This is a genomic window from Rhodococcus sp. ACT016 (genome assembly GCF_050477185.1).
Taxonomy (GTDB): domain Bacteria; phylum Actinomycetota; class Actinomycetes; order Mycobacteriales; family Mycobacteriaceae; genus Prescottella.
The window spans coordinates 293,015-308,518 of the sequence record NZ_JBEAET010000002.1; the positions used below are offsets into that span (position 1 = coordinate 293,015).

General features: G+C 63.9%; 13 protein-coding genes and 1 pseudogene. 8 read left to right on the forward strand and 6 right to left on the reverse strand.

Features of this window, described 5'->3' with window-relative positions; genetic code table 11:
- Nucleotides 1-184 precede the first annotated feature (184 nt).
- Nucleotides 185-563 (forward strand): annotated as a pseudogene (locus ACQ5DX_RS28220) (carboxymuconolactone decarboxylase family protein).
- A gap of 925 nt (nucleotides 564-1,488) precedes the next feature.
- Here ACQ5DX_RS28220 and ACQ5DX_RS28225 read toward each other — a convergent pair.
- From ACQ5DX_RS28225 to ACQ5DX_RS28240, 4 genes are all read right to left on the reverse strand, one after another.
- Complete coding sequence (locus ACQ5DX_RS28225) at nucleotides 1,489-2,715, reverse strand: acyl-CoA dehydrogenase family protein (RefSeq protein WP_430336053.1); 1,227 nt, start codon at nucleotides 2,713-2,715, stop codon at nucleotides 1,489-1,491.
- Nucleotides 2,716-2,965: 250 nt separating this feature from the next.
- Entirely contained in the window at nucleotides 2,966-4,024 is a 1,059-nt protein-coding gene (locus ACQ5DX_RS28230; protein ID WP_430336054.1) for a phosphotransferase family protein, read from the reverse strand.
- A 245-nt stretch (nucleotides 4,025-4,269) separates the two neighbouring features.
- Entirely contained in the window at nucleotides 4,270-5,820 is a 1,551-nt protein-coding gene (locus ACQ5DX_RS28235; RefSeq protein WP_430336055.1) for a class I adenylate-forming enzyme family protein, read from the reverse strand.
- A 40-nt stretch (nucleotides 5,821-5,860) separates the two neighbouring features.
- The gene (locus tag ACQ5DX_RS28240; protein WP_430336332.1) at nucleotides 5,861-6,682 is read right to left on the reverse strand and encodes a crotonase/enoyl-CoA hydratase family protein; all 822 of its coding nucleotides are present in this window, start codon (nucleotides 6,680-6,682) and stop codon (nucleotides 5,861-5,863) included.
- 85 nt (nucleotides 6,683-6,767) lie between these two features.
- On the opposite strand from ACQ5DX_RS28240, the gene ACQ5DX_RS28245 reads away from it, so the two are divergent.
- Complete coding sequence (locus tag ACQ5DX_RS28245) at nucleotides 6,768-7,574, forward strand: hypothetical protein (RefSeq protein ID WP_430336056.1); 807 nt, start codon at nucleotides 6,768-6,770, stop codon at nucleotides 7,572-7,574.
- A gap of 1,305 nt (nucleotides 7,575-8,879) precedes the next feature.
- Here ACQ5DX_RS28245 and ACQ5DX_RS28250 read toward each other — a convergent pair.
- Nucleotides 8,880-9,755 (reverse strand): LysR family transcriptional regulator, encoded by an 876-nt coding sequence (locus tag ACQ5DX_RS28250; RefSeq protein ID WP_430336057.1) that lies wholly within the window; start codon nucleotides 9,753-9,755, stop codon nucleotides 8,880-8,882.
- Between the two features lie 121 nt (nucleotides 9,756-9,876).
- Between ACQ5DX_RS28250 and ACQ5DX_RS28255 the strand changes: the two genes are divergently transcribed.
- From ACQ5DX_RS28255 to ACQ5DX_RS28270, 4 genes are read left to right on the forward strand one after another with little or no spacing between them, the layout of a single operon-like run.
- Nucleotides 9,877-10,788: a dioxygenase gene (locus tag ACQ5DX_RS28255; protein ID WP_430336058.1), complete on the forward strand. Its 912-nt coding sequence runs from the start codon at nucleotides 9,877-9,879 to the stop codon at nucleotides 10,786-10,788.
- Nucleotides 10,760-11,293, forward strand: a complete 534-nt coding sequence (locus ACQ5DX_RS28260) for a carboxymuconolactone decarboxylase family protein (protein ID WP_430336059.1) — start codon at nucleotides 10,760-10,762, stop codon at nucleotides 11,291-11,293. The genes ACQ5DX_RS28255 and ACQ5DX_RS28260 overlap by 29 nt, the downstream gene beginning before the upstream one ends.
- A complete protein-coding gene (locus tag ACQ5DX_RS28265; protein ID WP_430336060.1) occupies nucleotides 11,290-11,847 on the forward strand; it encodes a carboxymuconolactone decarboxylase family protein in 558 nt (185 codons plus the stop codon). Before ACQ5DX_RS28260 ends, ACQ5DX_RS28265 begins: the two co-directional genes overlap by 4 nt.
- A gap of 31 nt (nucleotides 11,848-11,878) precedes the next feature.
- The gene (locus ACQ5DX_RS28270; RefSeq protein WP_430336061.1) at nucleotides 11,879-12,862 is read left to right on the forward strand and encodes a quinone oxidoreductase family protein; all 984 of its coding nucleotides are present in this window, start codon (nucleotides 11,879-11,881) and stop codon (nucleotides 12,860-12,862) included.
- A gap of 101 nt (nucleotides 12,863-12,963) precedes the next feature.
- Here ACQ5DX_RS28270 and ACQ5DX_RS28275 read toward each other — a convergent pair whose 3' ends face one another.
- Nucleotides 12,964-13,260: a hypothetical protein gene (locus tag ACQ5DX_RS28275; protein WP_430336062.1), complete on the reverse strand. Its 297-nt coding sequence runs from the start codon at nucleotides 13,258-13,260 to the stop codon at nucleotides 12,964-12,966.
- An 807-nt stretch (nucleotides 13,261-14,067) separates the two neighbouring features.
- On the opposite strand from ACQ5DX_RS28275, the gene ACQ5DX_RS28280 reads away from it, so the two are divergent.
- Both ACQ5DX_RS28280 and ACQ5DX_RS28285 read left to right on the forward strand, forming a co-directional pair.
- Nucleotides 14,068-14,397: a transposase gene (locus ACQ5DX_RS28280; protein ID WP_430336063.1), complete on the forward strand. Its 330-nt coding sequence runs from the start codon at nucleotides 14,068-14,070 to the stop codon at nucleotides 14,395-14,397.
- Nucleotides 14,394-15,224, forward strand: coding sequence for an IS3 family transposase (locus ACQ5DX_RS28285; RefSeq protein ID WP_430336064.1), 831 nt, complete (start codon nucleotides 14,394-14,396; stop codon nucleotides 15,222-15,224). The genes ACQ5DX_RS28280 and ACQ5DX_RS28285 overlap by 4 nt, the downstream gene beginning before the upstream one ends.
- Nucleotides 15,225-15,504 lie beyond the last annotated feature (280 nt).

Consider the following 15,504-nt stretch of genomic DNA (forward strand, 5'->3'; position numbering starts at 1 on the left):
CGACCCTTCTGATTTGCCGACGGTGGACACGGCACCTTCGAGCGTTACGCACCCTGGTCGGCCAGACGGCGGCCAGGCCACGTCATGCCGAGCGCGCGAGACGCGCGTCGCGCCGGCGCTGTGCCAACTATCCTGTCCATTTGCCAACTACAGTGACCGCTCTGCCAACTATGTTAAGCAGCTGATGCGGCTCAACGACAGAGCCGAGGAGGCCATCGAAGCGGCAGGCCTGCATCCACGTCTGGGAGAGCTGGTCAAGATCCGCGTCTCCCAGATCAACGGATGTGCCTTCTGCATTCGCCTGCATACCCGCGAGGCCATCGCGAAGGGGGAGACGAGCGATCGACTGGCGGTTCTCGCTGCCTGGTGGGAGTCGCAGCACTTCACCGCACAGGAGCACGCCGCTCTCGCTTTGGCGGAAGAGGTCACTCGACTACCAATCCCGAACGTGGGACGACGGATCGTTGACCGACGAGCAGGCGTCGGCGGTCAGCTGGCTCGCGCTCGTGATGAACTCCTGGAACAGAGTCGCGATCATCAGCCACTACCCGGTTGCGCCCTGACCGGTGTCCGAAGTGGGCGCCACAGGTTGCTCTGCGGTAGTGACGGAACAGCACAGCTGGAATGCGTTCACGGTCGAGTGCAGAGGCTGTATCACCCAGGCCGCACTGATTGGCCGCGTAAGGGGCGGCGGATTCCAGCGGTCGCCGAAACAGCCCTGACGGGAGGCTGCATCGGTGTGGCGACACCGCTGGGCGGCGAGGGAGGAGGAAGATGTGAATCGCGATCGTAGTTGTCATATCCCGGCGCCTTGACCTGCGATGTGACAACTACCGTGACGACACGTGGTCGTGAACGTGGTCAAGATACTTGGCAATTGTTTGGGGTGCAGCGGACCTCACCGTCGTGGCGAACGGAGGCGCCGGCAACCTAGATCTGGTTGCCGTCGCGAGGGCGTGTCGTCTCGATGGTGAGGGGTGCTGCGGGGAATCGCCTGGCACAGATCGACCGCGAGCCGAGTGGGGACAAGATCCTCGGTCCGTGACTGTTTGCGAGGGCCCGGGCCAATGATCCTCAACGTGGTCGGCCCGCTGATGCTCAGCGGGCTGCACCAACTCCAGGCAGCAGGCGAGTCAAATGCAGAGATGCAGCGCGGACCCGCAAGACATCCCGCGCCACGTTGACCTCCCGGGTATGCCGGAGATGGTCACAGAAGCTGGTACCTCCGGTCCTGAAGGTACAAGAGCTCCATACAGCGGGTATGGCCCGATCAGCAGATTGAGATTTGGCCTCGTCGTGGAGGTGTCCAGAATTCGTGTCGGTGCCGCAGCAGCATTCTGAGTTTTGTGTCGCGATATCCCCGAACAACACCGTGTCCGCGAGTTGCTGGAGCATCCCTTTCGCCACTTCCCTGACGCGCGCAAGCGCCCGACAAAATCGGAACGCTTGCGCGACTGCCGGCGGCTGAGCGTGAGCCGGGGCGGTAGGTCAGAGTCCTTCCGGCCGAAGATCGCGGTAACGACGCAGTTCGCGTCGGGCGATGGCACGCTTGTGGACCTCGTCGGGCCCGTCGGCCAGACGCATAGAGCGCAGGTGCGCGTACGCCAGTGCGAGCGGGAAGTCGTCGGTGACGCCGGCGCCGCCGTGCACCTGGATGGCGCGATCGACGATCTTCAGCGCAATGGTGGGGGCTGCGACCTTGATCGCGGCGATCTCCGTCTGTGCTTCCTTGTTGCCGACGGTGTCCATCAGGTACGCGGCCTTGAGGGTGAGCAGGCGGATCATCTCGATGTCGACGCGCGCCTCCGCAATCCAGTCCTGGATGTTGGCGTTGTCGGCGATCGGCTTGCCGAACGTGACCCGCGACTGTGCACGCCGGCACATCAGTTCCAGGGCACGCTCGGCCATGCCGATCGCGCGCATGCAGTGGTGGATGCGGCCGGGGCCGAGGCGGGCCTGACTGATCGCGAAACCCTCTCCCTCGCCCTTGAGCACGTCGGTGGCCGGAACCCGCACGTTCTTGAACTCGATCTCGCCGTGACCCTCGCGGTCGTGGTATCCGAATACCGGCAGGTTGCGCAGGACCGTGACGCCGGGCGCGTCGATCGGCACCACCATCATCGATTGCTGTCGATGTGTCGGCGCGCTCGGATCGGTCTTACCCATCACGATCAGTACCTTGCAATTTCGGTGAAGGGCGTTGGATGCAAACCACTTCCGGCCGTTGAGTACGTAGTCGTCACCGTCCTTGACCATGGACAGCTCGACGTTGGTGGCGTCGGAGCTGGCGACCGCGGGTTCGGTCATCGCGAACGCCGACCGTATGGTGCCGTCGAGGAGCGGTTCGAGGTATTTCACTCGGTGCTCGTCGGTGCCGAAGAGCTCGAGTACCTCCATGTTGCCGGTGTCGGGGGCGCTGCAGTTGCAGGCTTCCGGCGCGAGGTGGCTGCGGCCCATGATCTCGGCGAGCGGGGCGTATTCGAGGTTAGTCAGTCCGGCGCCCGTACCGGGATGTGGATGGAACAGGTTCCACAGGCCGCGTTGCTTCGCCTCGGCCTTCAGGTCGTCGACGATCGGCGGGTGGAAGTGCGGGTCGCCGGCTTTCCGCATCTGCTCGTCGTACACGCCTTCGGCCGGGTAGACGTGTGAGTCCATGAAGTCCAGCAGCTTCTTTTGCAGCTGCAGGGCGTGGTCGGACAGGGCGAACAAAGACATGTGGAGCTCCTAGCGAGTAGGTGGCAGGTGATGGGACTTGCCATTGCGTCTGCGCGAGATGCGGTTCGAGGACTCGAGGAAGGTCACCGAGGACGTGGGCGGCGCACCCGGATCGCGGCGATACGTGATTGATAGACCGCTCGTTCCCAGGGGCACCGCGCAGGAGGTATGCCGGTGTGTACGCGAGCCTGAACTGTTGCATGCGGATGCGCGTTGGTCGATCGCCGGGCACGCCACCCGCTGTCGGTCGTTATCGGGACTGGAGGTAGTCGGTCATCTCGTCGATGCCTGCGCGGATGAGGGGTTCGACCACTTCGCCGATTGCTGCGTAGCCGTCTCCGACGGTGTGCCCGTTGACGAACCGGTAGTGGATGCCTTCGAGGATGACCGCGAGTTTGAAGTAGGCGAGGCCGAGGTGGAATCCGAATCCGTTCGGCGGTTCGTGCCCACCGGAGCCGATGTACACCTCGAGGGTGTCGTGGCGGTCGAGGAATCCTGCCGCGTTGGAGGCGTCGGCGACGACTTCGGAGTCGGTGATCTCGGCGAGTCTGTTGTAGACCAGCAGCAACGCCACGTCGGTGACGGGGTCGCCGAGAGTGGACATCTCCCAGTCGATTACCGCGCGGATCTCGTCGTCATCATCCACGAGCAGGTTGTCGAGACGGTAGTCGCCGTGCACGATCCCCGAAACCGACTCAGGGGGTTCGGTTCCGGTCAGCATCCGAATCAGTTCGTCGACGCCGTCGAGTTCGCGTGAGCGGGACGCCTCGAGCTGCTGGGTCCACCGGTGTACCTGGCGGACGAGGAAACCCTCGGGTCGGCCGAAGTCCTCGAGTCCCACCGCCGTGTAGTCCACCTGATGCAGTGCTGCCAGGGTCTGGACCATCTTGGTGCTGATTGCGGTGGTGCGGTCGGGGCCTAAAACGGCGAGTTCCCCGGTCGTCCGGTAGGGAGTACCGGAGACGTCACTCATGACGTAGAACGGTGCACCGAGCACGGCATCGTCGCGGCAGTCGGCGACGATTGCCGGCACCGGCACATCGGTGTTTGCGAGAGCCCGCATGACGGTGACCTCGCGACCCATGTCGTGCGCGGTGGACAGCACGTGTCCCAGTGGGGGCCGCCTGACGATCCACGTCGAATTCGAGTCGCAGACCCGGTAGGTCAGGTTCGAGCGGCCACCGGCGATCATGTGGGCGCTGAGTGGTCCGTCGACTGGCGTTACCGCGGACAGCCACGTCCGAAGTTTGTCGAGGTCGAGGCCGGGGGGAGCTGGGGCGTGTGCGGGATCGGTTGTGTTGGTGCTCATGTCGAAATATCCATTCGTGCGGGCGGCGGCACCCGGGGGAGTGGGTGCTCGTGTCGGCTGCTCGCGCCGCGTACTTGGTACGGTCTCGGGGCGGTCATACGAACACCCCGAGACCGCGTGGCATCAGTCCGGGAACCGCGTGCGGGGTGTCTAGTCGACGGGGACTGCATCTGCGCGCACGCGCCCGGGCGACGCCGTCACTTCTTGGCGGCGGCCCGAGGTGTTGCGCACCTAATTTGGTTCGGTCAGGCGGTCGTTTCGCTCTGGTCGCGCAGTTCCTGGCGGAGGGACTTCCTGTCGAGCTTGCCGACCGCCGTCTTGGGAACCGATGAGCGGAACACGAGGTTGCGGGGCTTCTTGTAGGAGGCAAGGCCTTCGGCGACGAATGCGACCAGTTCGCTGCGGAGCTGTTCGGATTCGTCGTAGCCGGGCGCGACGACGACAACGGCGGTCACGGCCTCGACCCAGACCGGGTCGGGTGCTCCGACGACGATCGTTTCGGCGACAGCCGGGTGCGCGAGCAGTCGCTCCTCGACCTCACGGGGATAGACGTTGTACCCACCGGAGACGATCATGTCGGAGAGCCGGTCCTTGAGGTAGAGGAAGCCGTGCTCGTCGAAGACGCCGACGTCGCGGGTGTGTACCCAACCGTCGTGGGTGAAGGTGGCTGCGTTGAGTTCGGGCGCGTTGAAGTAGCCAGCAACGGCGGACGGTGAGCGCACCACGATCTCGCCGGGTGTTCCTTGCTCGACGTCGTTTCCCTGTTCGTCGAGAAGCCTGATCTCGACATCGAGAGCGGGCTGCCCGCACGAGTGCAGGCGCTCGCCCTGGTGATCCTCGTGACGCAGGACCGTCAGGCATAGCGGAGCCTCGGTCTGCCCGTAGTACTGCAGGAACTGCACGTGGGGCAGAGCCGCCATCGCTTCCTTGATCGTGACGAGCGGCATGGGCGACGCACCGTAGATCAGGTACCGCAGTGACGAGACGAGATCGGGGTCGAAACTGGTCCGCTGCAACAGCATCTGGACCATCGTCGGTACCAGGATGGTCGAGGTGACCCGGTGGGTGGCGATCTGCTCTACGAAGGTGTCGGGATCGAATCCGGGGAGAACCAAGGTGGTGGCACCGCGCAGCCAGAACGGGAGGACGAACACGCCGCTGGCGTGGATCAGCGATGCCGAATGCGCCATCACGTCGTCGGGTGCAACCGGAAGGAGGTTCAGGAGCACGTTGCGTGCGATACCCGCGTACGTGCGCTGGGTGTGCTGCGCTGCTTTGAGGACTCCCGTGGTACCGGAGGTGAAGAGGGTCAAGATCACGTCGTCCGGCTCGACGGCGACGTCGGGGAGCGTGCCCGGCATGGTGGCCGCGACATCGAAGAGAGTGCGGGTGTTGTCGAACGACGACTCGAGGCCCACGCAGCGCAGCTCGGGGAACCGCTCAGCCAGCTCCTGCGCGCGCTCGGCCAGGTCCGGGCCGTAGAACAGGGCTGTGCAGCCGGTCTCGGCGATCATCCGGCTGTGTTCTTCGACGGAGAGCCTGGAATTGAGCGGGACGCGGTTGATGCCGGCCTTGACGCATGCGAAGTCGGTCGGGACGGTGTAGATGCTGTTGTTGACCAGCAGTGCGACACGCGAACGGTGTTCGCATCCTTGCTGAAGCATGGCATGTGCCAGCTGACTGCTCAGATCGTCGACCTCACGGAACGTCATCCGTCGGTCTCCGCAGATCACTGCTGTCCGCTCGCTGTGCTGGAGGGCGCCGCGAACGATCAGGTCTCTTGTCAATGGGCTCATGGTGAAAGATCCTTCTGTGTGTCTCGGAATCTCTTGTGTCTCAGTTTGTTCGAATGTGTGTGAAGCTGCCGTGACGCCCTGCCCCGGATGCGAATCGTGCAGCACCAGCGACGCCCTCGCGGTCGACGATCGGCGCGCCGTCGGTTCCTTCGGCCCTGAGTGCGGTATCGAGCGTCAGATCGAAGGACCGGTACATGGAGGTCCGGTCGACCAACATGCACTCCTGCGGGAACTGCAGCAACTGGTTCGCGATCTCTCGTGCCGCTTCCAGTGAGGTGCCCGTCTCGACCACTCGATTGACGAGCCCGAAGGACAGCGCTTCGTCGGCCCCGACGGGGCGGCCGGTGAGGATCATGTCGAGCGCGCGGCCCTGGCCGATGATGCGTGGAAGTCGGACGGTCCCGCCGTCGATGAGGGGCACCCCCCATCGACGGCAGAAGACCCCGAACGTTGAGTCCTGCTCGCAGACTCGCAGGTCGGCGAGCAGAGCCAGTTCGAGTCCGCCTGCCACGGCGTACCCGCTCACCGCGGCGATCAGAGGCTTGCTGAGCGCCATCCGACTGGGCCCCATCGGTCCGGTGCCGCCGCCGTGGGGATCGAGTTCGTGGCGGCGCGCGGGGTCTCCTACTGCTGTGAGGTCTGCGCCGGCGCAAAATGTTCCGCCGGCGCCCCACAGGATGGCCACGCGCTGGGTGTCGTCGGCTTCGAACTGCTCAAACGCCTCGCGTAGCTGCGCCGCCATCGGCCCGTCGACGGCGTTACGCCGATCGGGGCGATTGAGCACGATAGTGGTGACTCCACCGTCACGCTCGACGAGGACATCCGTCGCAGGCTGTTCAGGGCAAGGGGGGAAGAGTTGGATGACACGGCCGGCCTCCTTACGGTCGGTTGGCGGTTGCGCCGAGCGTAGCCGTTTGTAACAAGGTTGAACAGAGTAGGATCAAATTGTGTTTCAAGTTGATGGTCGACCCACTGCCGCCCGGGTCATCCTCGACCTCCTGACCGCAAGTCCAGAGGTCGAGTTCGGACTGGACATGCTCACCCTCGCCGGCGAGATCATGGGACTGACGGCGGCGAACATGAGAGTGTCTGCAGCCCGGATGTGCGCCGAGGGAAGGATCACCCGCACCACGCGCGGCTCATACACGCTTCAAGTCGAAGCGCTGCCTGCCTACACCGAGGTCAGTAGCTGGCGAAGCCGCATCGAGCGCATGGTTCAATGGGACGGCACGTGGACCGCGGTCGAACACTCCCGAGTCAAACGAAGCGACCGAGCGGTATTACGCGCACACAACAACGCGCTGTCGCTGGCCGGGATGGCCGAATGGACTCCGGCGGTAGCACTACGACCGAATAACCTCGATCACGGCACCGACGGGCTTCGTGCCACCTTGTCCAGACTCGGCGCCGCACCCGAATGCCACGTGTACCGAATCGACGAGCTGAGCACCGAAGACGTTGATGCCCTTCATCGCTTGTGGGACACCGCATCGCGGACACGACACCTGCAGGAAGCATCTCGGGCACTCGCGGACGCAGTCCGAGTCAGCGATGATCGGGCAGCCGCAGAAAACGCCCGGTCGTCGCTACTGCTCGGCAGTGCAGTGATCAGCACCATCGTGCACGATCCGCTGCTACCAGAGGAACTCGCGCCCGTGACGCCGCTCGTCGAACTGATCGAACAGATGAAAGAGTTTCAGGATCACGCGCTGACGTTGTGGCTCGAACTACTCGACGATGGACAGAGAACCTGACCTATCGTCCACACCCTTTCGGGCTGTCGGCGGCCGCGCGGTGGGGCCAGCACGCTGGCAAACCGCGAGCGCCGGGGCCCGGCCATGCCTGCAGTCGTGGAGAGATCATGATCGGCCCCACGGACTCCACTACGTCTTCGTTACGTGACTAAATAACACCCTACGGGGCCGCAGTAGCAGCGGCGCCGGTCGGACGACCCATGGTCCATGAAAGTCTAGAAGTGCCAACTGATTTGACCGTTCGTCAGCAACGGTGACGCGAATGCGGACTAGGCGCTCGTGGGCGGGTCTGGCCGATCTGAGGCATGCCGCCCATCACGTCCAACCGGGCTAGCGAGAGTGCGGGAGATGCCAACCATTTGACCAAATGGCCAACTTCGATGACGAAGATGCCAACTATCCGACGAAATACCAACGTCGATGACGAGTCACAGCCACAACGGGGACTGATAGAGGCGGAAGAGAAGACCACGACCGCAGCGGTGTGAATCGTCATCGTAGTTGTCATTTCCCGGCGCTCTGACCTGCGGTGTGACAACTAGCGTGACGACAGGGTCCAATCGTCGTCATCGGGTTGGCATTTGTTCGCGGCTGTTCGTTGACTGAACGAACTGTGACAGAGGGCCAGCCGGGACCCGGTCCGCGGTCTGACCGGCTCCTCTGAGCTTGACGAGCGCCCCGAACGAATCTGAGCCGAACGAACCGATTGAACTGGCGATAGCACCCATCGTGCGCTCTGTGTCCTCTACCGGCCCCGGGACGGTAGGTGTCATGTAGTCCGAGCGATCGTGCGCCGGGCGGTGGGTCTGGGGAAGGAGCATGGAAGAACAGCGGACCCCGACCGGTGCTGTCATGCACCGCCAGTGCAGGTGGCTCGGGCCGATCAGCGGCAGGCCGAGTCCGGTCCTCCCGCAACGGGAGGGAGCCTTCTTCTGGTGCACCTATCTGCTTGCGGGGGGGTCTTCTGGTGCACCTATCTGCTTGCGGGTCGTGGGTACCAGCAATCGTCGGCCACCTCATCGCGGGGGTACGGACTCCTCCGCCGAAGCAGCTAATGGACCTGTCTGATCGGGGTAGCCCGTTTCAAAAGGGGACGATGATGGAGGTGCCGGAGGATGAGGCCGTCCTCGCGAGGCCGAGGGCTCTGAGACGCGGATCAGCGTGGGCCTGCGGGCAACCGGCTTCCTCAAAAACTGGACATGAGCCGGCGACGTACCGCGCACGTCCGCAATACGCCTACCCTGAACTATGAGTTCAGCCCGCTACACGCATCCGGGTAGTGAACCGCGACCGCGTTGCAGAGGGTCACCCAACAATGAGTGATTCGCCCAGGGCCGCGGCGGCGGCGGTGAGCTGTCGGTCGGTGGGCGTGGCCAGGCTGAGGGTCCACACGAGTGAGGGCCGCACCGGAATCTGTACGAGGTCGCGGTAGCTTCTCGCCGGGGTGGCCGGCATCAGGGTGATTCCGAGTCCGTGGCGTACCAGTCCTGCAGCGGTGGTGTAGTCGGCAACCTCGAAGGGTGCATCCGGTTCGATTCTTGCGTCGGTGAACGCGTGGTCGGTGAGACGGCGGATTCCCCAGCCCACGGCGAACTGCACAATTGTCTCCGTACGCAGTTCTCCGATGTGGACCTGTCGGCGGCGCGCGAGCACGTGGTCCGGCCGACAGAGCATCACCAGGGGTTCGCTTGCGACCAATCTGAGGCCGACGTTCGGTCGGGGACTGATCTCGGTCGCGACCAAGGCGAGGTCGAGCGTGCCGTCGGACACTGCTTTGAGGTGGCCGGACGTGCCCTCGACGTTCTGCCGCAATCGCACGGTAACCAATGGATGCTGGGTGTGGAAGCGCCCCAGGATTGCGGGCAAGTCGAGCGATCCGGAGTTCATCAGCATCCCGAGGTCCACGGTTCCGCTGAGCTGGCTCCGACGAGCGATGGCTGCGACGCGGGCGCGGTGCGCTGCATCCAGTGTGCGGCGTGCCTCGATCAGGAGCGCCTCGCCCGCCGGGGTCAGGGCGATGTGGTGCCTGTTTCGTTCGAACAGTGAAACGTCGAGTTCGTGCTCGAGCTTGGCCACCGCGGCGGAGACCGCCGACTGGACTACATGAGCGCGTCGGGCACCGCGGGAGAAGTTCATTTCCTCGGCGACGGCGACAAAGTACTCGAGTTGCCGAAGCTCCACGGATCCATTATCGCATTCCGCGATCACCTGTATCGCAAGTCTTCGTTGGACCCGATCAGGTTCGGCTGGAATAGTTCAATGTGTTCTCCAGCAAGGAAATCCGGACGCAGAGGAGTATCTGATGTCCCTCGACCTGACCGAGACCACCATCACCGAGGCCGTGCAGAAGACGTTCACCGCGGCACACGACGATCGAATGCGCGAGGTCTTCTGCAGCCTGGTTCAGCATCTGCACGACTTCACCCGCGAGGTGCAGTTGACCGGCGACGAATGGTTCACCGCCGTCGACTTTTTGGAACGAGTAGGGCAGATGAGCACACCGACCAGACAGGAGTTCGTGCTGCTGTCGGACATCCTGGGCCTGAGTGTCCTGGTCGACCAGATTGCCCACCAGGACGGCAGCACGTCGACCACCGATTCCACGCTCCTCGGCCCCTTCTTCGTCGAGGGGAGACCGAAAGCCGAGAACGGTTCCGACATTTCGGGTGGCGTCGACGGGACGCCGCTGTTCTGCCACGGCAGTGTCGTCGACTCGGCCGGTAACCCTGTGGCGGGCGCCCACGTGGACACGTGGCACAGCGACGGCGACGGCTTCTACGACGTGCAGCAGGCGCAGAAGTTGCACGACAAGTTGGCGATGCGTGCCTTGTTGACCACTGATGAACGGGGTCGCTTCTGGTACCGCTCGATCGCTCCGCGCTACTACCCGGTGCCCACCGATGGGCCGTGTGGTGAGATCCTGCGCGCCGCCGACCGCTCGGCGATGCGTCCCGAACACATCCATTTCTGGTTCCAGGCAGAAGGTTACGAGCCCCTGATCACCATGCTGTTCCGCTACGGTGACCCCTACCTGGAGACCGACGCGGTGTTCGGAGCCAAGCGCTCGTTGGTCGTCGAGTTCGTCGACCACCAGGCCGGTGAGACAGCCCCGGACGGTACGACGATGACAGAACCGTTCCAGACCGTCGAGTGGACATTCACATTGGAGAGGAAGGACCAGGGCGATGTCACGGATCGCGCTGAGCAAACTTGACGACCTGAGCCCGACCGCGAGTGAATTCGTCACGCGCCGGGGACAATTGAATGTCTTCCGACTACTGGCAGGCGCGCCAGAGGTATTCGACGGTTGGATTCGGATGGTCGACGCGCAGCTGAACAGCACCACAATCTCAGGCCGGCTTTCTGAGCTGGTGATCCTGCGGGTGGCCCATCTGCAGCGCAGCCGCTACGAACTCGCTCAGCATGCCGACGTGGCCCGTCAGGGCGGCATCAGCGAATCCGAGATCGCCGCGGTCACATCGGACGGCCCGGTGACAGGATTCGCCCCCGCCGAGGCCACCGTGCTGTCCTTCGTCACCGAACTGGTCACCACCAGAACGGTCAGTGCCGAGTCCTTCGCGGCCGCCGACGCCCAACTCGGTACGGCGGCAGTGACCGAGCTTCTGATGCTCGTCAGCCTCTACTACGGGCTCGCGCTGGTCCTCAATGCATCCGATGTAGAGATCGACCGCACCGACAGGTTGGAGGTCCGACGATGACCAGAGTCCCATACTGCGAGACGATGTCGGACGAAGCTCGACATCTCACCGACGAGCGCGGCGATCTCAACGTCTACCACGCTCTCGCTCACGCGGGGGAGGTGTTCACGGGCTGGATGGTCGCCGGGCGCGCGACCCTGGCGAGCCCGGTCGTTCCTATCAAGCTGCGAGAACTGATCATCTTGCGTACCGCGCACCTGATGGCCTCACCGTACGAGATTGCGCAGCACACCGAGATCGCTGAACGCGCCGGAGTGAGCCCCGGCCAGCGCGCCGCACTCGAACCGCACGCCGAGCTCTCCTCCGGCGGGTTCGACGAGACGGAGTTGAGGGTGCTCGAGCTCGTCACGGACCTGATCACCACCAAAACCGCTGCGGCCGCGAGCATTCACACGCTCCACGAGTCCCTCGGCGACGAAGCACTGATCGAGGTGCTGATAGTGATCGCCCGGTGGAGTGGTCTGGCTCTGATGCTCAACGCCCTCGACGTCGACATCGACACCGATGCCCGCTTCACTCCCCCGAGCCGGGACGGCTCGAAGCGATCAGGCTGATGAACCCGAAAGCGCCAGGAAGGAATTGATCATGCGCGCATTGCGATTCGAGAGGTTCGGAGGACCAGAGGTGCTCTCGGTCGTCGAGATCGCCGATCCAGAAGCCACCCCGGACCGTGCCGTGGTCGAGGTCGAAGCCGCCTCGATCAACCCCTCCGACGTCAAGAATGTCGCCGGCGCGATGGAAGGCACAACGCTACCCCGAGTCCCGGGACGCGACTTCGCGGGCAGGGTCGTCGACGGGCCCGAGGACTGGCGCGGAGTCGACGTGTGGGGGACCGGTGGCGATGTCGGGTTCAGTATCGACGGCTCGCACGCGGAACGCATCCAGGTGCCGGTCGCGTCGCTCTCACGAAAACCGGAGAACCTCAGTTTCGAAGAGGCATCCGTGGTCGGCGTCAACTTCATCGTCGGATGGCTCGGAGTCGTGGAAACCGCGAACCTGTCGAGCGGAGAATCCATCGCAGTGTTCGGCGTCCGCGGCGGGGTCGGCAGCGCGGTGGCACAGATCGCCCGAGCTCGCGGAGCACGTGTGTTCGGCGTCGCCCGGACGGCCCCCGGCGAAGGCTCTCCCGCAGCACAGGCCATCGAGGCATTCGTCCCTCTCACCGAGGACCCGGCGGAGGTCTCCGACGAACTACGGCGACTGACCGGCGGACGGGGCGTCGACGTCGTCTACGACGCCGTCGGCGGTGTCACCACCCCGGCCGCCCTCGCCTCCTTGGCCCCCGGCGGATGCCTCGTCGTCATCAGCGCCGTCGGTCGGCGCACCGTGGAGCTAGATCTGATCGACTTCTATCGTCGTGAACTTCGGCTTCTCGGGGTGAACAGCCTCAAACTCGATCTCACCGCGTCCGCGCGGAGGCTTTCCGCGCTCGCACCGTACTTCGAGCGCAGCCAGTTCCGGCCTGTGCCCGTCGGGCACGTCTACGACCTCGACCACGGCCCCGACGCCTACAGCGCTGTGGCCGAACACTTTCCGGGACGTATCGTCATATGCCCTGGCCGAAGGTAGCGACCGGGGTGCTCTAGTGAAGGGCCGGTGTCGGCAGTGGCTCACGCGTGGTCGATGAAGCGACGTTAGCCCGATCTTGATTGATGTCGTGTGTCCGTACTTCACGCTGCTGCTACCGCGTCGCGAACCGGGGCGAGCGCATTGCTCCAGGTGATGACCTGATCGATCATTGCGTTCACGGCCTTGATTGGTGGGCGTTGGGGGGTGAAGACCGAGTAGTTCTCGAAATCGGTCGCCAGCGACAGGGTGACCTTCAGATCGCCCGGATGGAAGCCCGCGGAAGCGTTCGCCGCGCCCCGTGCGATACCGACGCCCCCGGATTCGACATCCTGCTCACCGACGAGGGCATGGCCGCAATCGAAGCGTCGGCGCCCTTGCATCTCGCCGGCGTACGGCACTGCTTCGTCGACCTGCTCACCCCGGATCCGTAGGATGACTGCCCACCGGCGCACGGCGGCGTTATCGGCAAGTCCGAATCAAGTCTCAGCACCTGCCACCTTTTGACGCAAGATATTGAGGCTCACGTCCTCGATGTAGTCGACGAAACGCTTTGCGGTGGTTCCTCTTTCCGGTGATTTTGCCCTTTAGGGTATGTGTGAAAATGGTGGCGCGCCGAGTGGAGAACGGTAACGCAGCTCTGCCCGCGCAGGCATCAGCTCGGGCTGATCGCGACGTGATCGGCTGGATGGCCTGCGGGTGCACCGACTACGGCGGGCATCGCACCTACAAGTGCAGTACTTGCAGTGGAATCGTGTACCGGCCAGCGCACCTGCTGGACCAGTCAATTTCGGGGATCGGTGGTTGCAGAAACAGCGGGTAACGCGGAGAGGCAGGGGAGCTCGGGTGTATTGGACGGCCCCGCCTGGTCAAGTGACTGCCTGGCGGGGCCGTGTGTGCACCGTCTGGGTGGTGCCGGCCAGACACTACCGGCCGATCAGACCCCTGAGAAGCCCCGGCAATAGACGAAAGGCCCCGACCCGGATCTGAACTGACCCCGGGGAGTTGGACTGAGAAATCGGTTCCGACTCCCGGGGGTCAGTCTTTTGGACAGACGAAGTTCGTTGACGCAAGAGCAGCGCATCGCAGCAGTAGCGTTGTTCGAGAAAGGTGCGGCTTCGAGGGCCGTAGCGACGTCGTTGGAGGTGTCCCGCGATCCGATTCGTAGGTTGCACCAGCGGTGGCGGGTCCGAGGCAGAGGAGTGCTGGTGTCGAAGAAGGCAACGCCTGCTGTGTATCCGTTCGAACTGAAACTGGACCTTGTACAGCGGTTCCTCGCGGGCGAGACACTCGCGGAGCTGGCGGAGGAAGGCGGGTTGTCTTCGCCTGTCCTGCTGCGTAGGTGGGTTCGGGAGTATCGCGCTCACGGCGAAGATGCGTTGCGTCCGAAGCCGAAGGGGCGACCAGCCAAGAACACAGTCACGGGCGAGGAGCCGGAGCTGGACCGTCTTCGCCGTGAGGTCGAGTATCTCCGGGCAGAGAACGCGTACCTGGGAAAATTGCGGGCCTTGATGGAGGAGAAACGACGGACAAGGTGAACGCCGTCATTGCCCTCAAGGCCGTCCATCCCCTCACCACGTTGCTGAAGATCGCCGGTCTCGCGCGGTCGACGTTCTTCTACCACCAAGCCAGGCTGTCCGAGCCGGACAAGCACGCGGAGCTCAAGACCACGATCCGGCGGATCTTCGACCGGCACGGGCGTCGCCGCATCCACCAGCGGCTGCGCCGCGAAGGCCGGGTTGTATCGAAGAAGACCGTCCTGAAGCTGATGAATACGCTCGGGCTGCGTTGCGCGATCCGTCGCAAACGCTATGTCTCGTTCAAGGGCGAGGCCGGCAAGATCGCCCCGAACTTGTTGAGGCGCGACTTCACGACCACGGGGACGAACCAGAAATGGGTCACCGACGTGACAGAGTTTCGTGTCGGCGAGCAGAAGGTCTACCTCTCGACGGTGATGGACCTGTTCGATCGGCAGATCATCGGTCACGCACACGGAACTTCCCCGAATCTCGCGTTGACGAACACGTCGCTGCGCCGGGCGTTGAAGACCAGGCACCGAGGGCAGAAGCCGATCGTCCACTCCGATCAAGGATTCCAGTATCAGCATGTTTCCTGGCGGCGACTGCTGGAGGGGCGCGCGATCCAGTCGATGTCACGCAAGGGCAACTGCCTCGACAACGCGGTCATGGAGAGCTTCTTCGGGCATCTGAAGGACGAGCTCTACTGCAACACCACGTTCCTCACTGTCGACACTCTCACCATCGCGATCGATGACTACATCGCATGGTTCAACACCGAACGAAGCCACTCAACGCTGAAGGGCCTGAGCCCGGTTGAATACCGGACTCAGGCCCTTGCTGCATAGCCCCGTTACGATCTCACTTGGCCAGTCCAACTTCCGGGGAGCAGTTCAGTCTCTGTCCGGGTCGGGGCCCTTTCGTCGTTTCTGGGGTGGGGCGGACCTATAGGTGGCTACCCTGCCGCCCCACCTGCCGCATCGTTGGCTTACGACATCGCGGCAAAGCGAACTTATCGGACAGGTGATCGAATGGGAAGAGCTTCGGGAGCGGCACCGCGGTCCACTCGTCGTGGTGCCGCTCGTCACCCACAACCCCACCGCGCACGATGCGTTTGGCGTTGCTGCG

Coding starts and splice junctions, on each gene's coding strand:
- ACQ5DX_RS28235 (WP_430336055.1), bottom strand. CDS start 5,820: ATGAGCCCATTGACAAGAGACCTGATCGTTCGCGGCGCCCTCCAGCAC.
- ACQ5DX_RS28255 (WP_430336058.1), top strand. CDS start 9,877: ATGTCCCTCGACCTGACCGAGACCACCATCACCGAGGCCGTGCAGAAG.
- ACQ5DX_RS28225 (WP_430336053.1), bottom strand. CDS start 2,715: ATGTCTTTGTTCGCCCTGTCCGACCACGCCCTGCAGCTGCAAAAGAAG.
- ACQ5DX_RS28265 (WP_430336060.1), top strand. CDS start 11,290: ATGACCAGAGTCCCATACTGCGAGACGATGTCGGACGAAGCTCGACAT.
- ACQ5DX_RS28230 (WP_430336054.1), bottom strand. CDS start 4,024: ATGAGCACCAACACAACCGATCCCGCACACGCCCCAGCTCCCCCCGGC.
- ACQ5DX_RS28270 (WP_430336061.1), top strand. CDS start 11,879: ATGCGCGCATTGCGATTCGAGAGGTTCGGAGGACCAGAGGTGCTCTCG.
- ACQ5DX_RS28260 (WP_430336059.1), top strand. CDS start 10,760: ATGTCACGGATCGCGCTGAGCAAACTTGACGACCTGAGCCCGACCGCG.